Source organism: Kineococcus glutinatus, from assembly GCF_039542765.1.
Taxonomy (GTDB): domain Bacteria; phylum Actinomycetota; class Actinomycetes; order Actinomycetales; family Kineococcaceae; genus Kineococcus_A; species Kineococcus_A glutinatus.
On sequence record NZ_BAABIL010000263.1, the window covers coordinates 1 to 6,542 of the forward strand.

The following is a 6,542-nucleotide window of genomic DNA, read 5'->3' on the forward strand; positions in this document are numbered from 1 at the left end:
GAGGTCCGCGCCGCCACCCGCGTCTCGGCGGAGGTCGTGGCGTTCGCGGTGCCACCGGCCGGTGGCGGTCCGGTGCGGGTGGTGGCGGCGGAGAGCGGGCCGGTCTCGGTGCGCGCGGACGCCTCCTGAACCGCGGCGCGCGGCGCGTGAGAGGCTTCCTCGTCGAGCCCCGGCGCCCCGCGGGGGCAGTCGCGGGAAGGACCTGGAGACCATGACGCAGCCGACGCCGCCCGGTGGCGGACTGAACCTGCGCGGCGCCGTCGACCTCGGGGCGCTGGCCGCGCGCAGCCAGCGCCGGGAGCAGGCGCAGCAGCGGGCGGCGCAGGGGGGCGCCCCGGCCGGTGGCGGTTTCGTCGTCGAGGCCACCGAGGAGACGTTCACCGAGGTCGTGCAGCAGTCCGTCACGGTCCCGGTCGTGGTGAACCTGCACTCCCCGCGCTTCCCGGGTTCTGCGGAGCTGGCCGGGGTGCTGCGCGAGCTGGTGGCCGAGCTGGACGGCCGGCTGCTGCTGGCCGAGGTGGACATCGACGCGCAGCCGCGCCTGGCGCAGGCCTTCCAGACGCAGACGCCGCTCGTCGTGGGTGTCGTGCGGGGGCAGCCGATCCCGCTGTTCGAGGGTGCCCACCCCCGCGAGCAGGTGGAGCCGGTCCTCGCGGAGCTGCTGCGGGTGGCGGAGGCCAACGGCGTGACCGGCCGGGTCGAGGCCGCCCCCGCCGCGGCGGCGGCGCCGGAGGCGGAGGAGTCGCTGCCCCCGCTGCACCAGGAGGCCTACGACGCCATCGACGCCGGTGACCTGCAGGCCGCCGCGAGCGCGTACGAGCGGGCGCTGGCCGCCGACCCGCGCGACGGCGACGCCGAGGCCGGGCTCGCGCAGGTGCACATCATGCAGCGGCTGCAGCACGTGGACTCCGCGCAGGCCCGGCGGGCGGCCGCCGACGACCCCGCGGACGTGGCCGCGCAGCTGGTGGTCGCCGACATCGACGTCCTCGGCGGGCACGTGGAGGACGCCTTCGCGCGGCTGCTTCAGGTGGTGCGCACCAGCGCCGGGGAGGACCGCGAGGCCGCGCGGGCCCACCTGGTGGAGCTGTTCACCGTCGTGGGGGCCGAGGACTCGCGGGTGGTCTCCGCGCGCGCGGCCCTCTCCCGCGCCCTGTTCTGACGGGTCCGCCCCCGGCGGGTTCCCGCGCACCCACCCCGGTGCGCCGGGAACCCGCCGTCGGCGCGCATGGGCGGCGGCGGTCGGGGCACCGGGGGAGGAGAGCTCCCGCTGCCCCGAGGAGGGCCCGTGACCACCGCAGACCCCGGCACCACCCGACCCCTCGCCCTCGTGACGGGCGCCTCCAGCGGCATCGGCCTGGAGCTGGCCCGCTCCCTGGCCCGGCGCGGCTACGACCTCGTGGTCGCCGCGGAGGACGCCGAGCTGCACGCCGCCGCCGCCGAGCTGGAGCGGGAGGGCACCACCGTGGCCGCCGTCCAGGTGGACCTCACCGTCCCCGGTGACGTCGAGCGGCTCTGGGACGCCGTCGTCGCCTCCGGACGCTCCGTGGACGTCGTCGCCCTCAACGCAGGTGCCGGCGTGGGCGGCGCCTTCGCCGAGACGGACCTGGCGGCGGAGCTGGGCATCATCCAGCTCAACTGCGCCTCCACCGTGCACCTGGCCAAGCGCGCGGTGCAGGCGATGACGGCCCGGGGGGAGGGGCGCGTCCTCGTCACGTCCTCCCTCGCGGCGCGGGTTCCCTCGGCGCACCAGGCCGTCTACGCCGGCACCAAGGCGTTCGTGCACGACTTCGCGCAGTCCATCGGCGCGGAGCTGGACGGCTCCGGCGTCACGGTGACGGCGTTCATGCCCGGCCCCACCCACTCGGAGTTCTTCGACCGCGCGGGCCTGACGGACACGAAGCTGGGCGCCAGCGACGCCAAGGACGACCCGGCGCAGGTCGCCGAGCAGGCCGTGGAGGCGCTGCTGGAGGGCAAGGACCACGTCGTGACCGGTTCGCTGGCGACGAAGGTGAGCGGGGCGCTGGGGGCCCTCACCCCCGACCGCCTCGGCGCCCGGCTGCAGGGCAAGGCCGCCGAACCCGGCTCCGCTCCCGGCTGAGGCCACCACGAACGGAAACTCTCCGTCACGGGGGGTGTGCACCGCGAGGATCTGCGGTTAGGTTGACCGCACCACCGGGGCGAGGGCGCCCGTGCCCACCCATCCGCGCCCCGGGTGGACCCGAGGAGGGTTTCGGTGCGGAAGACTCCTACCCTGGCGGTCGCGGCCCTGACCGCGACCGCGGTGCTGGTCCCGGCCTCGTCGGCCAGCGCCGTCGACGAGGTCGACACCAGCCGCCTGCGCGAGGCGGTCACCACCAGCGGCGTGCTCGCGCACCTGCGCGCCTTCCAGCGCATCGCGAACCAGAACGAGGGGACGCGGGCCTCCGGCACCGCCGGCTACGACCGGTCGGTGGACTACGTCCAGCGGCGCCTGGAGGCGGCGGGCTACTCGGTCCGGCTGCAGCCGTTCGAGTTCCCCTTCTTCCAGGAGACCGCCGAGCCGGTCCTGTCGCAGGTGGCGCCCGCGCCGCTGGACCTGGAGACGGGCACGTTCACCTTCTCCGGCAGCGGTGACGTCACGGCGCCCGTCGTCGGGGTCGACCTGACGTTCCCCCCGACGGGGACGGCGAACACCACGACCAGCGGGTGCGAGCCGGAGGACTTCGACGGTTTCCCGAGCGGCGCGGTGGCGCTGATCCAGCGCGGCACGTGCACCTACGGGCAGAAGGCCACCAACGCCGCTGCCGCCGGCGCGGCCGCGGCCGTCATCTTCAACGAGGGCCAGCCGGGCCGCCAGGAACTGTCCCCCGGAACCCTGGGCAACCCCGTCGCCATCCCCGTCGTCGGGTTGTCCTACGCCGACGCCGAGGCCCTCGCCGCGAGGGCCGAGGCCGGGCCGACCACCGTGCGGGTGTCCACCCAGACCGTCAACGAGGTCCGGGAGACGTACAACGTCCTCGCCGACTCCGCGACCGGCGACACCGACCGGATCATCGTCGTCGGCGCCCACCTGGACTCCGTGCCCGAGGGGCCCGGCATCAACGACAACGGTTCCGGGGCAGCGGCGATCCTGGAGATCGCCGAGGAGATGGCGAAGCTGGGCATCACGAACCGCCAGCGGTTGCGGTTCGCGTTCTGGGGCGCGGAGGAGGAGGGGCTGCTCGGTTCGGAGCACTACGTCGCCACCCTCGACGACGACGCCCTCGGGCGGATCTACGCCAACCTCAACTTCGACATGCTCGGCTCGCCGAACTACGTGCGGTTCGTCTACGACGGCAACGGCGACAGCGCGGAGGGCGCACCCGCCGGCCCGCCCGGGTCGGCGCAGATCGAGGAGGTCTTCACCTCCTACTTCGCCGGCCGGGGCCTGGCGACCGCGCCGACGACCTTCGACGGCCGCTCGGACTACGGGCCGTTCATCGCCGCCGGCATCCCCGCCGGCGGCCTGTTCAGCGGCGCGGAGGGCATCAAGACCGAGGAGCAGGCGGCCGTCTTCGGCGGCACCGCGGGTGAGGCCTACGACTCCTGCTACCACCAGGCCTGCGACGACATCACGAACATCAGCACCAAGGGCCTCGGGGAGCTCACCGACGGCGCCGCGCACGCGGTGCTGACGGCGGCGCGCACCAGGACCGGTCTGTACGAGGACCTGAGCCGGCGCAAGGCCGAGCGGGTCGCGGTCGAGCGCACCGCCCTGGACACCGCGGCGGCCTGAGCGGCGTCGCCCCGGCCCGGTCGACGAGCGGCCGGGCCGGGTCGGCCGGCGACGACGGGAGGGGACGGGTCCCGCAGGACCCGTCCCCTCCCGTCGTGCGTGCCGGCGCCGCCGGCGCGGCGCTCCTCAGCCCTCGGCGCGCTCCGGCACCAGCCACAGCGCGCCCAGCGGCGGGACCCGCAGCTGGACCGACTGCGGCCGCCCGTGCCACTCGACCTCCTCGGCGTCCACCGCGCCGAGGTTGCCGACGCCCGAGCCGCCGTACACCTCCGAGTCGGTGTTGAGCAGCTCCCGCCAGCGCCCGCCCTCGGGCAGGCCCACCCGGTACCCCTCGTGCGGGCTGCCGGAGAAGTTCACGACGCACACCAGCGGGGTGCCGTCCTTGGCCCAGCGCACGAACGACAGGACGTTGTGGTGGGTGTCGTTGGCGTCGATCCACTGGAAACCGTGCCCGTCGAAGTCCTGCTCCCACAGCGCCGGGTGCGCGGTGTACAGGGCGTTCAGGTCGCGGACCAGGTCGTGCATGCCGCGGTGCCAGGGCGTGTCGAGCAGCCACCAGTCCAGGGAGCGCGACTCCGACCACTCCGCCTCCTGGGCCAGCTCCTGCCCCATGAACAGCAGCTGCTTGCCGGGGTGCGCCCACATGTAGGCCAGGTACGCGCGCTGGTTGGCGAGCTGCTGCCAGCGGTCGCCGGGCATCTTGCGCAGCAGCGACCCCTTGCCGTGCACGACCTCGTCGTGGGAGATGGGCAGCACGAACTGCTCGCTGAAGGCGTACACCATGCTGAACGTCAGCTCGTGGTGGTGGTACTGCCGGTGGATCGGGTCCTGCGCGGCGTAGTTCAGGGTGTCGTGCATCCAGCCCATGTTCCACTTCAGGCCGAACCCGAGGCCGCCGGCGTAGGTGGGGCGGGTGACGCCGGGCCACGCCGTGGACTCCTCGGCGATCATCATGACGCCGGGGACCCGCTTGTAGGCGGTGGCGTTGGCCTCCTGCAGGAACCCGATGGCCTCCAGGTGCTCGCGGCCGCCGTACTGGTTGGGCGCCCACTGGCCCTCGGCGCGGGAGTAGTCGAGGTAGAGCATGGAGGCCACGGCGTCCACGCGCAGGCCGTCGGCGTGGAACTCCTCCAGCCAGTACAGGGCGTTGGCGACGAGGAAGTTGCGGACCTCGGTGCGCCCGTAGTCGAAGACGAGCGTGCCCCAGTCCATCTGCTCACCCCGGCGGGGGTCGGGGTGCTCGTAGAGGGGCTGGCCGTCGAACTGGGCCAGGGCGAAGGCGTCCTTGGGGAAGTGCGCCGGGACCCAGTCGAGGATGACGCCGATGCCCGCCTGGTGCAGCGTGTCGACGAGGTGGCGGAAGTCGTCGGGGGAGCCGAACCGCGAGGTGGGCGCGTAGTAGGAGGTCACCTGGTAGCCCCAGGACCCGCCGAAGGGGTGCTCCATGACGGGCAGCAGCTCCACGTGCGTGAAGCCGAGCTCCTTGACGTAGGCCACGAGCTCGTCGGCGAGCTGGCGGTAGTCCAGGCCGACCCGCCAGGAGCCGAGGTGCACCTCGTAGATGGACACCGGGCCGGAGTGCGGGTCGCGGGCGGCGCGCTGCGCCATCCAGTCCCCGTCCTGCCAGGCGTAGCCGGACTCCACGACGACGGAGGCGGTGGCGGGCGGCACCTCCGTGCCCTGCGCCATCGGGTCCGCCTTCTGCCGCCAGTGCCCGTCGGCGCCCTGGATCTCGTACTTGTAGCGGGTGCCCGCGCCGGTGCCGGGGACGAAGATCTCCCACACCCCGGAACCGCCGAGGGAGCGCATCGCGTGGGTGCGCCCGTTCCAGTGGTTGAAGTCCCCCACGACCCGCACGGCGCGCGCGTTGGGCGCCCACACGGCGAAGGAGGTCCCCACGACGTCGCCCATCACCCCGGGGAAGCGGCGCACGTGGGCGCCCAGCACGGTCCACAGCTCCTCGTGGCGGCCCTCGGCGATGAGGTGCAGGTCCACCTCGCCGAGCGTGGGCAGGAACCGGTAGGGGTCGTCGGCCAGGACGGCCTCGTGGCCCTCGTAGGTCACCTCGATGCGGTAGTCGCTGACCTCGGAGGTGGGCAGCACGCCGCTCCAGACGCCCTCGCGCTCGTGCTCCAGCTCGGTGCGCGAGCCGTCGGGCAGGACGGCGACGACCGCGCGGGCGAAAGGTCGCAGCGTGCGCACGGTGACGCCGCCGGGTCCCGGGTGCATCCCGAGGATCGAGTGGGGGTCGTGGTGCGCCCCACCGGCCACCCGGGCCAGCTCGTCCGCGTCGACCGGCAGCGCGTGGTGTGTCGTCGGCATGGCGGTCAGTCTGTCGTCACCGGCGCGCGCGCGCCACGCAAGAACGCCCGCGGCCGGGGTGCGGCCGCCCGGTCCCGCCGGGCGGCCGCCGGGGCTCAGGCGAGCAGGCGCTGCACGGCCGACAGCGGGATCGGCAACCAGTCGGGGCGGTTGCGGAACTCGTACACCACCTCGTAGAGGGCCTTGTCCAGCTCCAGGGCCCGCAGCAGGCGCGCCGCGGCGGAACCCTCCTCGCGCGGGTCGAGCCCGGCCACGGCCGCGTAACCGTCGAGGAAGGCGTCGCGGGCCTGCGCGGTCCAGGCCGCGGCCCGCGCGGCGAGGTCGGGGTCGTCCCGGCCCACGGTCGCGTGCCGGCCGGCGTAGTCGAAGGAGCGCAGCATGCCGGCGACGTCGCGCAGCGGCAGGTCGGGATCGCTGCGCTCGGCGAGGGGCCGCAGCGGTTCGCCCTCGAAGTCGAGCAGCACCC

Annotated in this window: 4 protein-coding genes and 1 pseudogene; 3 read left to right on the forward strand and 2 right to left on the reverse strand. The window is 74.5% G+C overall.

Going from position 1 to position 6,542, the window contains the following annotated elements; genetic code table 11:
* Positions 1-211 precede the first annotated feature (211 nt).
* The 3 genes from ABEB16_RS10845 (at position 212) to ABEB16_RS10855 (ending at position 3,754) form a co-directional block, all read left to right on the forward strand.
* Positions 212-1,159 (forward strand): tetratricopeptide repeat protein, encoded by a 948-nt coding sequence (locus tag ABEB16_RS10845; protein WP_345712267.1) that lies wholly within the window; start codon positions 212-214, stop codon positions 1,157-1,159.
* Between the two features lie 126 nt (positions 1,160-1,285).
* Positions 1,286-2,098 carry an SDR family NAD(P)-dependent oxidoreductase gene (locus tag ABEB16_RS10850; protein WP_345712268.1) on the forward strand — a complete coding sequence of 271 codons (813 nt, stop codon included), beginning with the start codon at positions 1,286-1,288 and terminating at the stop codon, positions 2,096-2,098.
* A gap of 135 nt (positions 2,099-2,233) precedes the next feature.
* Positions 2,234-3,754, forward strand: a complete 1,521-nt coding sequence (locus ABEB16_RS10855) for a M20/M25/M40 family metallo-hydrolase (RefSeq protein WP_345712269.1) — start codon at positions 2,234-2,236, stop codon at positions 3,752-3,754.
* 126 nt (positions 3,755-3,880) lie between these two features.
* Here the strand turns inward: ABEB16_RS10855 and glgB are convergent, their stop codons facing one another.
* Both glgB and ABEB16_RS10865 read right to left on the reverse strand, forming a co-directional pair.
* Positions 3,881-6,076, reverse strand: a complete 2,196-nt coding sequence (gene glgB / locus ABEB16_RS10860; RefSeq protein WP_345712270.1) for a 1,4-alpha-glucan branching protein GlgB — start codon at positions 6,074-6,076, stop codon at positions 3,881-3,883.
* A gap of 95 nt (positions 6,077-6,171) precedes the next feature.
* Positions 6,172-6,542, reverse strand: a pseudogene (locus tag ABEB16_RS10865) (maltokinase N-terminal cap-like domain-containing protein); the annotation flags it as partial.

Bases quoted from the DNA above. Each gene is read 5' to 3' on its own strand.
- ABEB16_RS10845 (WP_345712267.1), top strand. From the start codon at position 212: ATGACGCAGCCGACGCCGCCCGGTGGCGGACTGAACCTGCGCGGCGCC.
- glgB (WP_345712270.1), bottom strand. From the start codon at position 6,076: ATGCCGACGACACACCACGCGCTGCCGGTCGACGCGGACGAGCTGGCC.